The following is a 17364-nucleotide window of genomic DNA, read 5'->3' on the forward strand; positions in this document are numbered from 1 at the left end:
TGCCGGTGCCCTGCGCGGCGGCGAATGCCGGCCAGTCGCGCCGGCGGACCCAGCGCCCACGGTCGTGCGCCGGATGGGCGCCGAGCGGCGACGCGCAGCCGTCGGGCCAGGGGTAGAACAGGCAGCCGCCGAGCCACAGGCGGGCGTCGGCCTGGCGCACGCCCAGCGTTTCGAGCGCGGCGAGGCCTTCGGGGCGCGCGGAAAGAGGCAGTTGGTGGCTGCTCAGGCGCTCCAGTTTCAGATCGAGACGATCACGTCCGCCGGGCCCGATCCAGTTCGCCGGATCGCCGCCGTCGCGCTCATCGGGGCCGAGGTAGAGCTTCATCGCCAGTTCCAGGTGATGCACGCCCGCGCCATCTCGCAGCAGCAGGTCGAGTTCGCCCAGCGTGCGGTTGCCTTCGCGGATCGGCAGGTTGGCGGCGATCAGTTCGATGTTCGGCGCAGCGCGCAGGGCGAACTGCCAGAGCTGTTCGTAATACAGGCCGAGGCGGCGGATCGGGTGGCGCTGCAGCCAGTCGCGCAGCGTGCGGTCGTCGTCATCCAGTTGCCACAGCCAGGCCGCCAGGCGCTGCGGGTCGTCGGCCCAGGCACTGCCGGTGAGCGGATGACGCTGCGCCCAAGGCGCATCCTGCAGCAGCGGCGCGGACAGCAGCGCCCAGGCCAGGTCGCGCACGGCGGCGGACTGGAAGCGGCGGGGCAGGTCGGCGAGCGGGGCGAAGGGCTGCATGCTGCGAGCATAGCGCAGGCTTCGGTGGCGCTGGCGCAAGGGAGAAAGCGCGCTGGCACGGTGGTCTCACGCCAGTGGCCGGTGGCTTTGCCGTTGGTCTGCGGCGGACCTTTCGCCCATAATCCGCCTCTTCGCTAGCCCGAGCCCTGGAATCCCCATGGAGCAATTTCGCAATATCGGCATCATCGGTCGCCTCGGCAGTTCGCAGGTGCTGGAGACCGTTCGCCGACTCAAACGCTTCCTGCTGGACCGTCACCTGCACGTGGTCCTCGAGGAGTCCATCGCCGAAGTGGTGCCCGGGCACAACCTGCAGACCGCCTCGCGACGCATTCTCGGCGAGATCTGCGACCTGGTGATCGTGGTCGGCGGCGACGGCAGCATGCTCGGCGCGGCGCGTGCGCTGGCCTGGTCGAAGGTCCCGGTGCTGGGCATCAACCGTGGCAGCCTGGGCTTCCTCACCGACATTCGCCCGGACGACCTGGAAGCCAAGGTCGGCGAGGTGCTCGATGGCCAGTACAGCGTGGAGAACCGCTTCCTGCTGGAAGCCGAGGTGCGCCGCAACGGCGACTCCATCGGCGAGGGCGACGCGCTCAACGACGTGGTGCTGCACCCCGGCAAGTCGACGCGGATGATCGAGTTCGAGCTGCACATCGACGGCCAGTTCGTCTGCAGCCAGAAGGCCGACGGCCTGATCATCGCCACGCCAACCGGCTCCACCGCCTATGCGCTGTCCGCCGGCGGGCCGATCATGCACCCCAAGCTGGACGCCATCGTCATCGTGCCGATGTACCCGCACACGCTGTCCAGCCGGCCGATCGTGGTCGACGGCAACAGCGAGCTGAAAATCGTCGTGTCGCCGAACATGCAGATCTATCCGCAGGTCTCATGCGACGGACAGAACCATTTCACCTGCGCGCCAGGCGATACCGTGACGATCAAGAAGAAACCGCAGAAGCTGCACCTGATCCATCCGCTGGACCACAACTACTACGAAGTGTGCCGGACCAAGCTGGGCTGGGGCAGTCGGCTGGGCGGAGGCGACTGATGCTCGACCCCGCGCGCGGCTACGACCTGATCGGCGACGTGCATGGCTGCGCACGGACTCTCGAACGCCTGCTCGACGGGCTCGGCTATCACCGCCAGGCGGGCGTCTGGCGTCACCCGCGGCGGATGGCGCTGTTCCTCGGCGACATCGTCGACCGCGGCCCGCGGGTGCGCGAGGCGCTGCACCTGGTGCGCGACATGGTCGCGGCGGGGCAGGCGCTGTGCATCATGGGCAACCACGAATTCAACGCGCTGGGCTGGAGCACGCCGGCGCCGCCGGGCAGCGGCTGCAGCTTCGTGCGCGAACACACGCCGCGGCACGAGCGGATGATCCGCGAGACGCTGGCGCAGTTCGACGGCCACCCGGCCGACTGGCGCGACTTCCTCGGCTGGTTCTACGAGCTGCCGTTGTTCATCGACGCCGGGCGTTTCCGCCTGGTGCACGCCTGCTGGGACAGCAGCCTGATCGAGCCGCTGCGCGCGCAGTTCGCCGATGGCCGCGTCGACGAGCCGTTCGTTCAGGCCTCGGCGGTGAAAGGCAGCTTCGCCTGCACGGTGTTCGACCGCCTGCTGCGCGGCACCGATCTTCCACTGCCGCACGGGCTGACCCTCACCAGCGAGGAAGGCTTCACCCGGCGCACGTTCCGCACCAAGTTCTGGGAGGAGAGCCCGGCAACCTACGGCGATATCGTGTTCCAGCCGGACGCGTTGCCGGACAGCGTCGCCGAGATGCCGCTGTCGGAGACCCAGAAGAGCCGGCTGTTCCTCTATGGCCCGCACGAGCCGCTGCTGTTCGTCGGCCACTACTGGCGCACCGGCAAGCCGGCGCCGATCCGCGGCAACCTGGCCTGCCTCGACTACAGCGCGGTGATGTACGGCAAGCTGGTCGCCTATCGCCTGGACGACGAGCGCCGCCTCGATCCGCACAAGTTCGTCTGGGTCGACGTCGAGCGGCCGGAGTCGCTGCGATGAGCCGGGTCGCCGCCATGCGCCTGCCGATCGCAACCGACCTCAGCGGCTTCGTCGGCCTGCTGCGTAGCCTGAACGTTCCGTACCGGGTCAGCGAGGAATCCGGCGAGCAGGTGCTCTGGGTGCCGGGCGAGGAACTGGCGGAGCAGGTCCGCGATCTCTACACGCGTTTTCCGCACGGCAATCCGGAGCAGCCGCCGAGCCGTTTCGTGCGGCCGTCCGGCAGCCCGCTGGCGCGCCTTAAGCGCAGCCCGGCGACCGCCGCCGTGCTGCTGCTGACGCTGATCGTCGCGGCGCTCACGTTCCTTGGCGACAACTTCTCCAGCATCCGCTGGCTGACCTTCCAGGACTTCCGCATCCAGGGCGAGTACCTGCAGTTCGTCCCGCTGGCGGTGAGCCTGGATGCCGGCGAGTGGTGGCGGCTGGTCACGCCGATGCTGCTGCACTTCGGCTTCCTTCACCTGGCGATGAACGCGCTGTGGTACTGGGAGCTGGGCGGGCGCATCGAGGCGCGCCAGGGCGCTTCGATGCTGCTGGCGCTGACGCTGCTGTTCAGCCTGGCGTCGAACGTCGGGCAGTACCTGTTCGGCGGCCCGGCGCTGTTCGGCGGACTCTCCGGCGTGCTCTACGGGCTGCTCGGCCACTGCTGGATCTTCCAGCGCCTGGCGCCCAATCCGGCCTACCAGTTGCCCAGGGGCGTGCTGGGGATGATGCTGATCTGGCTGCTGGTGTGCCTGTCCGGCGTGATCGGCGCGCTGGGCTTCGGCTCCATCGCCAATGCCGCCCACGTCACCGGCCTGATCGCCGGCTGCGCGACCGGCCTGATCGGCGGCCTGCTGGCCCGCCGCTCATCACCGTAGGGTGGGCTTCAGCCCACCATAGCTCGCCTAGTTCGCCTATTTTTCGTGCCGCGTGGGCTGAAGCCCACCCTACGGTCGTCGCATCGCGAGCGGCGCTCGCCACGGCGGGCATTCCGGTAGAATGGCGGCATTCCCCGACTGCGGAGCTGCCATGTCGACTTTTTCCGAGATGATCGAAAACATCACCCCCGAGATCTACCAGAGCCTCAAGCTCGCCGTTGAGATCGGCAAGTGGCCGGACGGCCGCAAGCTGACCCAGGAGCAGAAGGAGCTGAGCCTGCAGGCGGTGATCGCCTGGGAGCTGCAGAACCTGCCGGAAGAGGAACGCACCGGCTACATCAACCAGCAGTGCGCATCGCACGCCAAGCCGGAGCCGCAGATCCTGTTCAAGTCGGACACCGTGCATTGAGGTCCGAGTCGTGTTGAGCGAGCTGGGCCGCGGTGCCCTGAGCAAGATGTCGGTGCGCCTCGATGCACCGGTGCAGTACGCCTTTCGTCTCGGCGAGCAGGAGATTCCGGTCAATCCGCTGATCGGCCGTTCGCTGCGCCTGGAATACCTCGGTGCGATCCACTGCAGCCATTGCGGTCGCCAGACCCGCAAGAGCTTCAGCCAGGGCTACTGCTATCCGTGCTTCACCCGGTTGCCGCAGTGCGACCTGTGCATCGTCAGCCCCGAGCGCTGCCACCATGAACTGGGCACCTGCCGCGATCCCGAGTGGGGCACCAGCTTCTGCATGACCGATCACGTGGTCTACCTGGCCAACTCGTCGGCGGTGAAAGTGGGGATCACCCGCGCCAGCCAGATGCCGACGCGCTGGCTCGACCAGGGCGCCAGCCAGGCGCTGCCGATCCTGCGGGTCGCCACGCGCTTGCAGTCCGGGCTGGTCGAGGACCTCCTGCGCAGCCAGGTCGCCGACCGCACCAACTGGCGCACGTTGCTCAAGGGCGACGCCCCGCCGCTGGACCTGATCGCCGAGCGCGACCGTCTGCTCGACCACTGCGCCGAAGGGCTGCTGGCCTTGCAGCAGCGTTTCGGTCTGCAGGCGATCCAGCCGATTACCGAGGTGGCACCGCTGGAGATCCGTTATCCGGTGCACGCCTATCCGACCAAAGTGGTCAGTTTCGATCTGGACAAGACGCCCGTCGTCGAAGGTACCCTGATGGGCATCAAGGGCCAGTACCTGATCTTCGATACCGGCGTGATCAACATTCGCAAGTACACGGCGTACCAGTTGCTGGTATCGGCCTGACCCCCATTCCCCGCCCCGGCCCAGCGCCGGGGCTGCCAGGAGCCGAAAGATGCGCACCGAGCAAGCCAAGACGATCTACCTGAAGGACTATCAGGCGCCGGACTACCTGATCGACGAAACCACCCTGACCTTCGAACTGCACGAGGACCACACGCTGGTCCATGCACAACTGGTGATGCGGCGCAACCCGGAGAAGGGCGCCGGGCTGCCGGGCGCCGGGCTGCCGCCGTTGGTCCTCGACGGCCAGGAACTGGAGTTGCTCGCCGTGTCGCTGGACGACCGCGAGCTTGCGCCCGGCGACTATCAACTCGATGACAGCCACCTGATCCTGCAGCCGACCACGGCGCAGTTCACCGTCGACAGCACGGTGCGCATCCACCCGGAGAGCAACACCGCGCTGGAAGGTCTGTACAAGTCCGGCGGCATGTTCTGCACCCAGTGCGAGGCCGAGGGCTTCCGCAAGATCACCTACTACCTCGACCGCCCGGACGTGATGAGCAAGTTCACCACCACGGTGAGCGCCGAGCAGCATCACTACCCGGTGCTGCTCTCCAACGGCAACCCGGTGGCCAGCGGCAGCGAGGAGGGCGGTCGCCATTGGGCCACCTGGGAAGACCCCTTCAAGAAGCCGGCCTATCTGTTCGCCCTGGTCGCCGGCGACCTCTGGTGCGTCGAGGACAGCTTCACCACGATGAGCGGGCGCAACGTCGCCCTGCGCATCTACGTCGAGCCCGAGAACATCGACAAGTGCCAGCACGCCATGGACAGCCTGAAGAAGTCCATGCGCTGGGACGAGGAGGCCTACGGTCGCGAGTACGACCTGGACATCTTCATGATCGTCGCGGTGAACGACTTCAACATGGGCGCGATGGAGAACAAGGGCCTCAACATCTTCAACTCCAGCGCCGTGCTGGCCAAGGCCGAGACCGCCACCGACGCCGCCCACCAGCGCGTCGAGGCGATCGTCGCGCACGAGTACTTCCACAACTGGTCGGGCAACCGCGTGACCTGCCGCGACTGGTTCCAGCTGTCGCTCAAGGAAGGCTTCACCGTGTTCCGCGACGCCGGCTTCTCGTCCGACATGAACTCGGCGACGGTCAAGCGCATCGAGGACGTGGCCTTCCTGCGGACCCACCAGTTCGCCGAGGACAGCGGCCCGATGGCGCATTCGGTGCGCCCGGACTCGTTCATCGAGATCTCCAACTTCTACACCCTGACCGTCTACGAGAAGGGCTCGGAAGTGGTCGGCATGATCCGCACGCTGCTCGGCGCCGAAGGCTTTCGCAAGGGCAGCGATCTCTACTTCGAGCGTCACGACGGCCAGGCGGTGACCTGCGACGACTTCGTCAAGGCCATGGAGGACGCCAATGGCGTCGACCTCACCCAGTTCAAGCGCTGGTACAGCCAGTCCGGCACGCCGCGCCTGGAGGTCAGCGAGGCCTATGACGCCGCCGCGCAGCGCTACACCCTGACGTTCCGCCAGAGCTGCCCGCCAACCCCGGGCCAGCCGACCAAGGAACCCTTCGTGATTCCCGTGGCCCTCGGCCTGCTGGACGCGCAAGGCAACGATCTGCCGCTGCGCCTGGACGGCGAAGCCGCCGCCGGCGCCAGCAGCCGCGTGCTCTCGGTGACCGAGGCCGAGCAGTCGTTCAGTTTCGTCGGCGTCGCCGCCAAGCCGCTGCCTTCGCTGCTGCGCGGTTTCTCGGCGCCGGTCAAGCTGAGCTTCCCCTACGACCGCGACCAGTTGATGTTCCTCATGCAGCACGACTCCGACGGTTTCAACCGCTGGGAGGCCGGTCAGCAGTTGTCCGTGCAGGTGCTGCAGGAACTGATCGGCCAGCACCAGCGCGGCGAGGCCCTGGTGCTCGATCAGCGCCTGGTCGCCGCGCTGCGCAGCCTGATCGAGGATGAGTCGCTGGATCAGGCGATGGTCGCCGAGATGCTTTCCCTGCCGGGCGCCGCCTACCTCAGCGAGCTCAGCGAAGTGGCCGACATCGACGCCATCCACGCCGCCCGCGAGTTCGCCCGCGCGCAGATCGGCGAGGCCCTGTTCGCCCCGTTGTGGCAGCGCTACCAGGCCAACCGCGAGGTGTCGCGCCACTCGCCCTACGTCGCCGAGGAAAGCCACTTCGCCCGGCGCGCGCTGCAGAACATCGCGCTGTCGTACCTGATGCTGGGCAACGAGCCCGAGGTGCTGGCCGCCTGCGTGGATCAGTTCGACAACAGCGACAACATGACCGAGCGCCTGGCGGCGCTGGCGGTGTTGGTCAACTCGCCGTTCGAGGCCGAGCGCGGCAGGGCGTTGCAGATGTTCGCCGAGCACTTCAAGGACAACCCGCTGGTGATGGACCAGTGGTTCAGCGTGCAGGCCGCCAGCTACCTGCCGGGCGGGCTCGAGCGGGTGAAGGAGCTGATGAAGCATCCGGCCTTCACCCTGAAGAACCCGAACAAGGTGCGCGCGCTGATCGGCGCCTTCGCCGGGCAGAACCTGGTCAACTTCCACGCCGTCGATGGCAGCGGCTACCGCTTCCTGGCCGACCAGATCATCACGCTCAACGCGCTGAACCCGCAGATCGCCGCGCGTCAGCTGTCGCCGCTGACCCGCTGGCGCAAGTACGACGCCGCGCGGCAGGCGCTGATGAAGGCCGAGCTGGAGCGCATTCTGGCCTCGGGGGAGCTTTCCAGCGACGTCTACGAGGTGGTCAGCAAGAGCCTCGCCTGAGTAGTCGCCCGGGGCCGGGGAACCGGCTTCGATTCGTTACCGGTGGGTCAGAAAAAGGCCACGGCAGTCGCCGTGGCCTTTTTGCATCATGGCGCTGAATAAGCCGTCAATCACGGGGGTTTGGCCTTAACAAAACATAACGACACGCCGATTGTCACAGCCCGTCAAAGTCGGCAGCATAGGGGCGCTTCAACCGCACTATCACCAATAACAATAATGGGGGAAAGGTGTATGAGTGAGCCCACGTGGCGCACCCGGTCCGGTCTGTCTGCGGTTTTCCGCCGGCGGATTCTGCGACTCCACTCGCCGTTGACCAACGCACTGTCGTTGTGTGCCGCGTTTTCCATGCTCGGCCTGGGCGCCATGCCCCTGCAGGCCGAGGAAAGCGCCACCCGCGAACCCCTCTATGCCATCGAGTCGCCCAAGGCCGTGCAAAGCCTGCTGCTCGACATCGCCCACGCCGGCGCGCGCCTGGTGGCGGTCGGCGACCGTGGCCACATCCTCTATTCCGATGACGACGGCAAGAGCTGGCAGCAGGCCAAGGTGCCGACCCGGCAGATGCTCACCGCCGTGTTCTTCCTCGACGACACCCTCGGCTGGGCGGTCGGCCACGATGCGCAGATCCTCGCCACCACCGACGGCGGCAAGAGCTGGACGCTGCAGTTCGAGGACCTGCACCGCGAGGCGCCGCTGCTGGACGTCTGGTTCCAGAACGCCGATCACGGCATTGCGGTGGGTGCCTACGGCGCGCTGTTGGAGACCGAGGACGGCGGCAAGACGTGGAACGACGTCAGCGACCGCATCGACAACGAAGACGGCTTCCACCTCAACGCCATCACCGCGGTGAAGGACGCCGGGCTGTTCGTCGTCGGCGAATCCGGCTCGATGTTCCGCTCGCCCGACTGGGGCCAGACCTGGGAAAAACTCGAAGGCCCGTACGAAGGCTCGCTGTTCGGCGCGCTGGGCACCGCCGAGCCGAACAGCCTGGTGGTCTACGGCCTGCGCGGGCATCTGTTCCGTTCCGCCGATTTCGGCGACACCTGGGAGCGCATCGAGCTGAAGACCGCCAGCGGCGGCAAGCTGGAGTTCGGTCTGTCCAGCGGCTCGTTGCTCGCCGACGGCTCGCTGGTGGTCGTCGGCCACGGCGGCAGCGTCCTCAAGAGCAGCGACGATGGTCGCAGTTTCAGCGTCTTCAACCGTCCCGACCGGATTTCCCTGGCCGCGGCGACCGCGGGTGCCAACGGTGAACTGATCCTGGCTGGGCAAGGCGGTGTGCGTGTCTCCTCACCGACAGGCGCCGTGCTGGTCGAAAAACAATAACGCCGGGAGAATTGAATGAGTCCTCACCAACAGAACAAGGCGAGCCTGCTCGAGCGCCTGATCTTCAACAACCGCCCGGTGGTAATCCTGATCTGCCTGCTGGTCAGCGTGTTCCTGTTCTACCAGGCCACCCAGGTGCGTCCGTCCACCAGCTTCGAGAAGATGATCCCGCTGCAGCACCCGTTCATCCAGAAGATGATGGAGCACCGCAACGACCTGGCCAACCTAGGCAATACCGTGCGCATCTCGGTGGAAGCCACCGACGGCGACATCTTCTCCAAGGAGTACATGGAGACGCTGCGCAAGATCCAGGACGAGGTGTTCTACATCCCCGGCGTCGACCGTTCGGGGCTGAAGTCGCTGTGGAGCCCCAGCGTGCGCTGGAGCGAGGTCACCGAGGAAGGCTTCGCCGGCGGCGAAGTGATTCCGCAGACCTACGACGGTTCCGAAGCCAGCCTCAACGACCTGCGCAACAACGTGCTCAAGTCCGGGCAGATCGGCCGGCTGGTGGCGAACAACTTCAAGTCGAGCATCATCGACATCCCGCTGTTGGAGAGCTTCCCCGACCCGAATGACCAGGGCAAGCTGGTCAAGCTGGACTACCGCGAGTTCTCCCATCAGCTCGAGGACAAGATCCGCAACGAGTACCAGGCGCAGAACCCGAACGTGAAGATCCACATCGTCGGCTTCGCCAAGAAGGTCGGCGACCTGATCGACGGCCTGCTGATGGTGGTGGTGTTCTTCGGCATCGCCTTCGTCGTCACCCTGGTGCTGCTCTACTGGTTCACCTGGTGTATCCGCAGCACCATCGCCGTGCTCTCGACCACGCTGATCGCAGTGATCTGGCAGCTCGGCCTGATGCACACCGTCGGTTTCGGCCTCGATCCTTACTCGATGCTGGTGCCGTTCCTGGTGTTCGCCATCGGTATCTCCCACGGGGTGCAGAAGATCAACGGGATCGCCCTGCAGTCGAGCGAGGCGGAAAACGCCCTGACCGCCGCGCGGCGCACCTTCCGCCAGTTGTTCCTGCCGGGGATGATCGCCATCCTCGCCGATGCCGTCGGTTTCATCACGCTGCTGGTGATCGACATCGGCGTAATCCGCGAGTTGGCCATCGGCGCTTCCATCGGGGTCGCGGTGATCGTCTTCACCAACCTGATCCTGCTACCGGTGGCGATTTCCTACATCGGCATCAGCAAGAAGGCCATCGAGCGCAGCAAGCGCGACGCGGTCACCGAGCATCCGTTCTGGCGCCTGCTGTCGAACTTCGCCAGCGCCAAGGTCGCGCCGGTGTCGGTGATCCTCGCGCTGGTTGTCGCGGTCGGCGGCTTCTGGTACCAGAAGCAGCACCTGCAGGTCGGCGACCTCGACCAGGGCGCGCCGGAGCTGCGGCCCGATTCGCGCTACAACCAGGACAACGATTTCATCATCCGCAACTATTCGACCAGCTCCGACGTGCTGGTGGTGATGGTCAAGACCGATGCCGAGGGCTGTTCGACCCACGCCACCCTGGCGCCGATCGACGAACTGATGTGGAAGATGCAGAACACCCAGGGCGTGCAGTCGGCGATCTCCCTGGTCAGCGTCTCCAAGCAGATGATCAAGGGGATGAACGAGGGCAACCTGAAATGGGAAACCCTGTCGCGCAACCAGGACGTGCTGAACAACTCGATCAGCCGCGCCGAGGGCCTGTACAACAGCGACTGCTCGCTGGCGCCGGTGCTGGTGTTCCTCGAGGACCACAAGGCGGCGACGCTCAAGCGTGCGATCCAGGCGGCGGAAGCGTTCAAGGCCGAGCAGAAACCGGGCGGCCCGGAGTTCCTCCTCGCCGCGGGTAACGCCGGGATCGAAGCGGCCACCAACGAGGTGATCGCCAAGTCCGAGCTGACCATCCTCACCCTGGTCTACCTCTGCGTTGCCGGGATGTGCATGATCACCTTCCGTTCGTTCGCCGCCACCGTGTGCATCGTGCTGCCGCTGATCCTCACCTCGATCCTCGGCAACGCCCTGATGGCCTTCCTCGGCATCGGCGTGAAGGTCGCGACCATGCCGGTGATCGCGCTGGGCGTGGGCATCGGCGTTGACTACGGCATCTACATCTACAGCCGCCTGGAAAGCTTCCTGCGCGCCGGGCTGTCGATGCAGGAGGCCTACTACGAGACGCTGAAATCCACCGGCAAGGCGGTGCTGTTCACCGGCATCTGCCTGGCGATCGGCGTGGCCACCTGGATCTTCTCGGCGATCAAGTTCCAGGCCGACATGGGCCTGATGCTGACCTTCATGTTCCTGCTCAACATGTTCGGTGCGTTGTGGCTGCTGCCGGCGCTGGCGCGCTTCCTGATCAAGCCGGAGAAACTCGCCGGCAAGACGGGCGGTACCCTGCTGTCGCACTGATGTAGGTCGACGCAAGAAAAGGAACCGCGGCCCTGGCCGCGGTTTTTTTATGGGCCTGTGAAGGTGGTCTCTGGAGCTGGGTGCCAGGCGGGAGCGACAGCAAGCGGGCTACTGCAGGCGAGGGTTTGCCGGACGGGTGCAACCCTGGATCGGAGTGCTCGGCGGGACAACGACCGCGTGGGTTTCACCCACCCCGCGCTACGCAGGGGCTGGGCGGTGGATTCGTCAGCGCGGATACAGCGGCGGCAGCGGGCTGGGTTCCTGGGGCGTGGCGGCGGCTTCGGCGGGGGGCAGGGTGCGGATCGCCAGCCACAGGTCTTCGCCTTGCCAGTGCTGCCCGGTTTCGCTGTAGAGCGAGCCGTTGAGGCCGTCCAGCGCGTCCGACAGCGGGGTGAAGCGCGCGGCCATGTCGGCGAGGGTCTCCGGCTGCTGGCGGGCCCAGGCGTCGAGTGCCTGGCGCGTTGCCTGGGTGTCGTTGGCCAGGCAGGCGCGCTTGAGGTCGTCGAGCAGCGTGCGCGGGCTGGGCCCGGTGGGCGCCACCCGCTGCACGGCGGGTTGCCGGCGCGCGTGCCACCAGAGGCCGAAGCCGAGTAGCGTGGTGCAGGCCAGCAGCGCGCTGAGCAGCTGCCAGGGCCACAGCGGCGCGGCGTACTCCGTGGCTTGCGGCGCATCGGCGGGCGGCAGGGCGGGAGCCTCCAGGAGCGGATCGGCGACCACCTCGATGTGCCGTTCCGGCAGGGCGGTGCGCTCCAGGCGGTCCTCGGTGGTGTTCCACCAGACCACCTCCAGCGCCGGCAGGTCGATGCCACCGCTGTGGATCGGCACCAGCGCCTCGCTCTGCTCGCGACTGCCGACCAGGCTCGAATCGGTGCTCTGGTTCGCCAGGCGGGGCTGGTCGGGATAGCGCCGCAGCGCATCGCTGCGGGTGTCGCCGATCGGCGGCAGCTGGGCGCTGGAAAGGCCCTCGGCGCGCAGGATCAGGTTGCGCGTCAGCGAATCGCCGACCTTCACTTCGGTCGGCTCCGGGCTCCAGGCTTCCGACAGGCTGAGGGCGCTGGCCGGCAGCCAGGGGGCATCGGCCGGGTAGCTGGCCGGCTTGGGCAGCACCTGCAGCGGGATTTCCGGCGACTTCACCCGCGTCAGCCGGCCCGAGTGCGAGCCGAACGGCAGCAGGCCGCTGTTGGGCGCGTTCTCCACCAAAGTTGCGCTGAACGCCAGTGGCGGAATTTTCAGCGCGCCGCTCTGCTGCGGAAAGATCGCATAGCGCATCTCGATCACGCCGTGGCGCACGCCGCCGATTTCCTTCTCGTAGGTACGCGGTTCGCCGAGGGGCTCGACCCGCGCGTCGTCCATCTGCAGCGGCGTCAGGCTGCTGTCGTCATACAGCGGCACCGAGTGGTAGATGCGCAGGGTCAGCACCAGTTGCGCCTGCACGTAGACCTTTTCGCGGTCGACGCTCGCATCTATGTACACCGGCGCCATCTTCGCGCTGCCGCTGCTGCCGGCCGGCTCGATGTACAGGGTGATCGGCTGGCTGCTGGCGTCGCCGAGCCTGAGCGGCGGGACCACCACATAGCCGGTCTGCTTGGGTTGCAGGGTGACGATCCAGCGCGTGACCTGGCGGGTTTCGCCATTGACCACGGCGAGGCGGTTGACCTGGCGGGTGCCGAGCACGTCGAACTGCGTGTCGAGGGCACTCAGATCGGGCTTGCCGAACTGCGCGACATCGTCCGACTCCAGTGCCAGTTCCAGGGTGTCGCCCTCGTCGAGACGGGTGCGGTCGACGCTGGCGTTGAGCTCCAGTGCCTGGGCGAAGCAGGGCAGCAGGGCCAGCAGGAGAATGCCGAGCAGGCGCATCATGGTTGGTTTTCCTGGCGTTTCTTCTGTTCGTACCAGAACTTGCGGCGCAGCAGTTCGGCCGGATCGTCCGGTATCTGCCGCAGCCATTGTTCGAGTGCCTGGCGTCGCTCGCCGTCCAGCGGCGAGTCGTCGGGAGTGGGTCTCTTGGTGGTTTCTTCTTCACCGGGCTGCGGGCTGGCGTCCTTTAGCGTCGGTGTCGGCTGCGGGGCCGTGGCATCGGCCGGGGCGGCATCGCCGGCCGGTTGCGCGGGCGGTTTCGCGCGAGCGTCGCTCGACGGCGGCGCGGGGCTGGAGGTGCTGTCGGGCGGTGCCTGTTCGCCAGGCTGCGCCTCCGGCGAGGGGCTGCCCTGGCTCGGGTTCTGCGGCTTTTCCTGCTGGCGCTGGCGCAGCAGCTCTTCCACCAGGGCCTTGTTCTTTTGCGCCGCGTTCAGGTCCGGCTGGCGCTCCAGTGCCGCGTCGTAGGCGTCGATGGCTTCTTCCAGCTCGCCGCTTCTGGCCAGCGCGTTGCCGCGGTTGTAGTGATCGGCGGCGCTGCTGCCCTGGGCGAAGCGCTCGGCCGCCGCCGGATAGTCGCCCGCGCGATACAGCGCCTGACCCTGCCAGCGCGGGTCTTCGAAGCGTTGTGCGGCTTCCGCCGGACGCTGCGCGTCGAGCAGGCGCTGGCCCTGTTGGTCGGGGCGGAGCCAGAGGTCGTCGAAGCCGAAGGCGAATACAGGCTGCGGCAATACCAACAGCAACGGCAGGCAGAACAGCCAGCCGCGCCGACCGGCGCAGGCGGCGATCAGCAGGAGCGGCAGCAGCAGCCAGTGGCCCTGGTCGGCCCACAGCGCCAGCTGGGTTACTTCGCCGTCCTCGCGCAGCCCTTGCGGCCTGTCCAGCAGGCCGAGTTGCCGCAGGTCGGCGTCGTCGATCCGCGCCTGCGCGTAGCGGCCGTGCAGTTCGCCGGCGAAACGCTGCAGGCCGTTCTCGTCCAGCTTGGGCAGGAGGATCGCGCCCTGGTCGTCCTTGAGGAAGCCGCCCCCTTCGAGGGCGATTGGTGCGCCCTGGGGCGTGCCGACACCGAGGATCAGCATCGGCGAGGAATGCCCGTCGAGGGCCTGGCGGATGCCCTGGCGCTCGCGTTCGTCGAGGCTGCTGCCGATCAGCAGCAGGCGGCCGCGGCCTTGCGCGCCCTGTTCGAGCAGGGCCAGCGCCTGCGCCACGGCGAGGTCCGCGCGGCGCCCCGGCTCGGGCATGATCGACGGCTTCAGCGCATCGAGCAGGTTGCGCGCGGTGGAGTGGTCGTTGGACAGCGGCACCAGCGTGTGGGCGCTGCCGGCATAGACGACGATCGCGGTCTGCGCCTCGGAGCGGGCCTCCAGCAGGTCGAGCAGCTTGCGCCGTGCCTGGGCCAGGCGGTTCGGCGTGGCGTCGGTGGCGAGCATCTCCGGAGTGAGTTCGAGCACAACCACCAGCGGGTCGCTGCGTTTCTGGCTGACCTGCTCGGTGCGTTGCCAGCTGGGGCCGAGCAGGGCCAGCAGGGCGAGCAGCCAGGCCAGGCCCAGGGCGACCCACGGCAGCCGGCTGTTGCGACCGCGTCCGCCGGACAGCAGCACGTCGTGGAAGGCCGCTGGCAGCAGCATCTGCCAGCGTCCGCTGCGCTGTTCGCGGTGCCAGAGGCGCCAAAGCAGCCAGCCGAACAGTGGCAGCAGGAGCAGCCAGAACGGCCGCAGCCAATGTGGCCAGAGCGCGATCATGGGCGGCGGCTCCAGCGCGGACGCTTGGCGAACAGCGGCTTGAGCCGCGTCAGTTTGCGTGGCAGGCGCTGGGCGAAACGCGGGTGCGGCCAGAGCGCGTGCGCCACCAGCGCCAGGCTGAGCAGCACCGCGGCGGCCAGCGGCCAGCTGTACAGCGCGCGGGCCGGACGCGCCTGGGTCGGTTTCTGCGCCACCGGCTCGAGGCGGTCGAGGCTTTCGCCGACGGCCTTGAGTTCGTCCTGCGAGCGCGCGCGGAAATACTCGCCGCCGGTGAGGCTGGCGATTTCGCGCAGCGTCGGTTCGTCCAGGTCCAAGCCGGGATTCAGCCCCAGCAGGCCGAGGCTGCCGCTGTCGGCCGGGTCGGCGCCGATACCGATGGCGTAGACCTTCACCTGTTCTTCGGCGGCCAGGCGTGCGGCGGTCAGCGGATCGATCTGCCCGCCGTTGTTGGCGCCGTCGGTGACCAGCACCAGCACGCGGCTGTCGGCCGGGCGCTCGCGCAGGCGCTTGACCGCCAGCCCGATGGCGTCGCCCAGCGCGGTGTTCTTGCCGGCGATGCCGATCAGCGCTTCGTCGAGCCAGGTGCGCACGGTGTGGCGGTCGAAGGTCAGCGGCGATTGCAGATACGCCTGGCTGCCGAACAGGATCAGCCCGACGCGGTCGCCGCGGCGGCCTTCGATGAAATCGCCGAGCAGGCGCTTGACCAGCGTCAGGCGGCTCGCCGGCTGCTCGTCCCACTGCATGTCGGCGTAATCCATCGAGCCGGACACGTCCACCGCCAGCAGCAGGTCGCGGCCGCTGGCCGGCAAGGGCAGGGGGTCGCCGACCCACTGCGGGCGCGCCGCGGCGAGCAGCAGCAACAGCCAGAGCGCGGCGAACGGCGCCTGCTGGCGCCAGGCCGGCAGGTTGGCGCGGGCGCGTCGCCCGGCGAGGCCTTCGAGTTCGTCGAGGAAGCTGACGTTGAGCGCCGCCTCGCCGCTGTCCGCGGGCGGCAGCAGGATGCGCAGCAGCCAGGGCAGCGGCGCGAGCAGCAGCAACCACGGCCAGGCGAACTCAAACATGCTTGCGCACCCAGATGTCGATGGCCTGCTGCAGGCCGGCGATGGCCTTGTCGTCGAGCCGGCACTGCGGCCGGTAGGCGCCGTCGACGAGGACCATCCAGCGCGTCAGCCCGGCCGCCGGGCAGCGGTTGTCGAGGAACGCCAGCCAGGCGCGCCCGCTGAGGGTCTCGCAGTGGTCGTTCGGGTAATGCGCCAGGCATAGGCGCTTGAGCAGCGCGTTGAGTTGCTGCAGCCAGGGGCCGGCCGGCGCGTCGTCGTAGGGCTTCGGCAACTGCTCCAGCTCGTGCAGGGCGGCCTGGCGCAGCGGGTCGAGACGAACCTCGGCACGGCGTTCGCGGCGCCGCTGCGGTAACCGCCCGCGCAACCGCCAGAGGCCCCAGAGCACGATCGGCAGCAGCGCCGCCAGCAGCCACCAGCCCGGCGCCGGCGGCCAGGCGGAAATCGGCGGCGGCGCGATCAGGGGCTGGAGTTGGTCGAGCGGGTTCATTTGCGTTTTTCCGAACGCTGCACGTAGAGGTGGTCGCGCAGCTGGTCGACCAGGTCGCTGGCCGTGCTCAGTGGCAACAGGGGCACGCAGAGCTTCTGCGCCAGGCGCTGCCAGCGCTGCCCGCGCTCTTCGGCCTGGGCGGCGTAGACCAGCCGCAGCTCGGCGGCGTGGGTGTCGAGTTCCAGCCGCGCGCCGCGTTCGGCGAAGCGCAGCAGCCCCGCCGCCGGCAGCTCATGGTCGAGCGGATCGGAGAGCGGCAGCAGGACCAGGTCGGTGTGTCGCGCCAGCAGGGCGAGCTGCTGTTCGGCGGCCTCGGACAGCGCGCGCTCGTCGCACAGCACCAGCATCAGGCTGCCGGGGCGCAGCACTTCGCGGGCACGGCGAAGGGCCAGGCCGAAGGCGTCGCGGTTCGGCTGCGCTTCGCTGTGCAGCGCCTGGTTGGCGCGCACCAGCCGGTTGAGCAGTTGCAGCAGGCTCTGCTTGCTGCGCCGCGGGCGGACCTCGTGGTGCTCCTGGTCGCCGAACACCAGCCCGCCGATGCGGTCGTTGTGGCCCAGCGCGGCCCAGCCGATCAGTGCCGCCGCGCGCGCGGCGAGCACCGACTTGAATTGCAGCGCGGAGCCGAAGAACAGCCGCCGGCTCTGTTCCACCAGGATGAACACCGGGCGTTCGCGCTCCTCATGGAACAGCTTGGTGTGCGGCTCCTGGGTGCGCGCGGTGACGCGCCAGTCGATGGTGCGCACGTCGTCGCCGGCCTGATACACGCGCACCTGGTCGAAATCCACGCCACGCCCGCGCAGCTTGGAATGGTGCAGGCCGATCAGCGGGCTGCGCCGGCTCGGCGTGGAGAACAGCTGCACCTCGCGCACCCGGTGGCGCATGTCGATCAGCTCGGCGAGGTCGCTGCGGATGCCGGGCTGCAGCGGCAGCGGGT

General features: G+C 67.9%; 14 protein-coding genes. 8 read left to right on the forward strand and 6 right to left on the reverse strand.

The annotated features are described in order from the left end of the window. On the reverse strand, positions 1–727 hold a 727-nt coding region (locus B3E91_RS03230), incomplete at its 3' end, for a DUF1853 family protein (RefSeq protein WP_287028382.1). Positions 728–884: 157 nt separating this feature from the next. Here B3E91_RS03230 and B3E91_RS03235 point away from each other — a divergent pair. The 8 genes from B3E91_RS03235 (at position 885) to B3E91_RS03270 (ending at position 11286) form a co-directional block, all read left to right on the forward strand. Then, positions 885–1772, forward strand: coding sequence for an NAD(+) kinase (locus B3E91_RS03235; protein ID WP_090231627.1), 888 nt, complete (start codon positions 885–887; stop codon positions 1770–1772). Then, positions 1769–2743, forward strand: a complete 975-nt coding sequence (locus B3E91_RS03240) for a metallophosphoesterase (protein WP_407072461.1) — start codon at positions 1769–1771, stop codon at positions 2741–2743. Before B3E91_RS03235 ends, B3E91_RS03240 begins: the two co-directional genes overlap by 4 nt. Then, positions 2740–3600, forward strand: a complete 861-nt coding sequence (locus tag B3E91_RS03245) for a rhomboid family intramembrane serine protease (RefSeq protein WP_287028384.1) — start codon at positions 2740–2742, stop codon at positions 3598–3600. The genes B3E91_RS03240 and B3E91_RS03245 overlap by 4 nt, the downstream gene beginning before the upstream one ends. Before the next feature lie 151 nt (positions 3601–3751). Next, positions 3752–4009: a YeaC family protein gene (locus B3E91_RS03250; protein ID WP_273229759.1), complete on the forward strand. Its 258-nt coding sequence runs from the start codon at positions 3752–3754 to the stop codon at positions 4007–4009. 13 nt (positions 4010–4022) lie between these two features. Next, on the forward strand, positions 4023–4850 hold the full coding sequence (locus B3E91_RS03255) for a DUF2797 domain-containing protein (RefSeq protein ID WP_287028433.1): 828 nt from the start codon (positions 4023–4025) through the stop codon (positions 4848–4850). A 49-nt stretch (positions 4851–4899) separates the two neighbouring features. Beyond that, positions 4900–7572, forward strand: a complete 2673-nt coding sequence (pepN, locus tag B3E91_RS03260; protein WP_287028385.1) for an aminopeptidase N — start codon at positions 4900–4902, stop codon at positions 7570–7572. Positions 7573–7803: 231 nt separating this feature from the next. Beyond that, a complete protein-coding gene (locus B3E91_RS03265; protein WP_090231633.1) occupies positions 7804–8892 on the forward strand; it encodes a WD40/YVTN/BNR-like repeat-containing protein in 1089 nt (362 codons plus the stop codon). Positions 8893–8907: 15 nt separating this feature from the next. Continuing rightward, positions 8908–11286: an efflux RND transporter permease subunit gene (locus B3E91_RS03270; RefSeq protein ID WP_287028386.1), complete on the forward strand. Its 2379-nt coding sequence runs from the start codon at positions 8908–8910 to the stop codon at positions 11284–11286. Positions 11287–11511: 225 nt separating this feature from the next. Here B3E91_RS03270 and B3E91_RS03275 read toward each other — a convergent pair whose 3' ends face one another. From B3E91_RS03275 to B3E91_RS03295, 5 genes are read right to left on the reverse strand one after another with little or no spacing between them, the layout of a single operon-like run. Continuing rightward, entirely contained in the window at positions 11512–13146 is a 1635-nt protein-coding gene (locus B3E91_RS03275; RefSeq protein ID WP_287028387.1) for a BatD family protein, read from the reverse strand. Further along, entirely contained in the window at positions 13143–14882 is a 1740-nt protein-coding gene (locus tag B3E91_RS03280) for a VWA domain-containing protein (RefSeq protein ID WP_273229768.1), read from the reverse strand. Before B3E91_RS03280 ends, B3E91_RS03275 begins: the two co-directional genes overlap by 4 nt. Then, on the reverse strand, positions 14879–15943 hold the full coding sequence (locus B3E91_RS03285; RefSeq protein ID WP_287028388.1) for a VWA domain-containing protein: 1065 nt from the start codon (positions 15941–15943) through the stop codon (positions 14879–14881). Before B3E91_RS03285 ends, B3E91_RS03280 begins: the two co-directional genes overlap by 4 nt. After that, complete coding sequence (locus B3E91_RS03290; protein WP_273229773.1) at positions 15936–16430, reverse strand: DUF4381 domain-containing protein; 495 nt, start codon at positions 16428–16430, stop codon at positions 15936–15938. Before B3E91_RS03290 ends, B3E91_RS03285 begins: the two co-directional genes overlap by 8 nt. After that, positions 16427–17311 (reverse strand): DUF58 domain-containing protein, encoded by an 885-nt coding sequence (locus B3E91_RS03295; protein ID WP_414708188.1) that lies wholly within the window; start codon positions 17309–17311, stop codon positions 16427–16429. Before B3E91_RS03295 ends, B3E91_RS03290 begins: the two co-directional genes overlap by 4 nt. Positions 17312–17364 lie beyond the last annotated feature (53 nt).

It is taken from the genome of Pseudomonas sp. UBA6310 (genome assembly GCF_002438225.1).
Classification (GTDB): Bacteria; Pseudomonadota; Gammaproteobacteria; order Pseudomonadales; family Pseudomonadaceae; genus Pseudomonas_O; species Pseudomonas_O kuykendallii.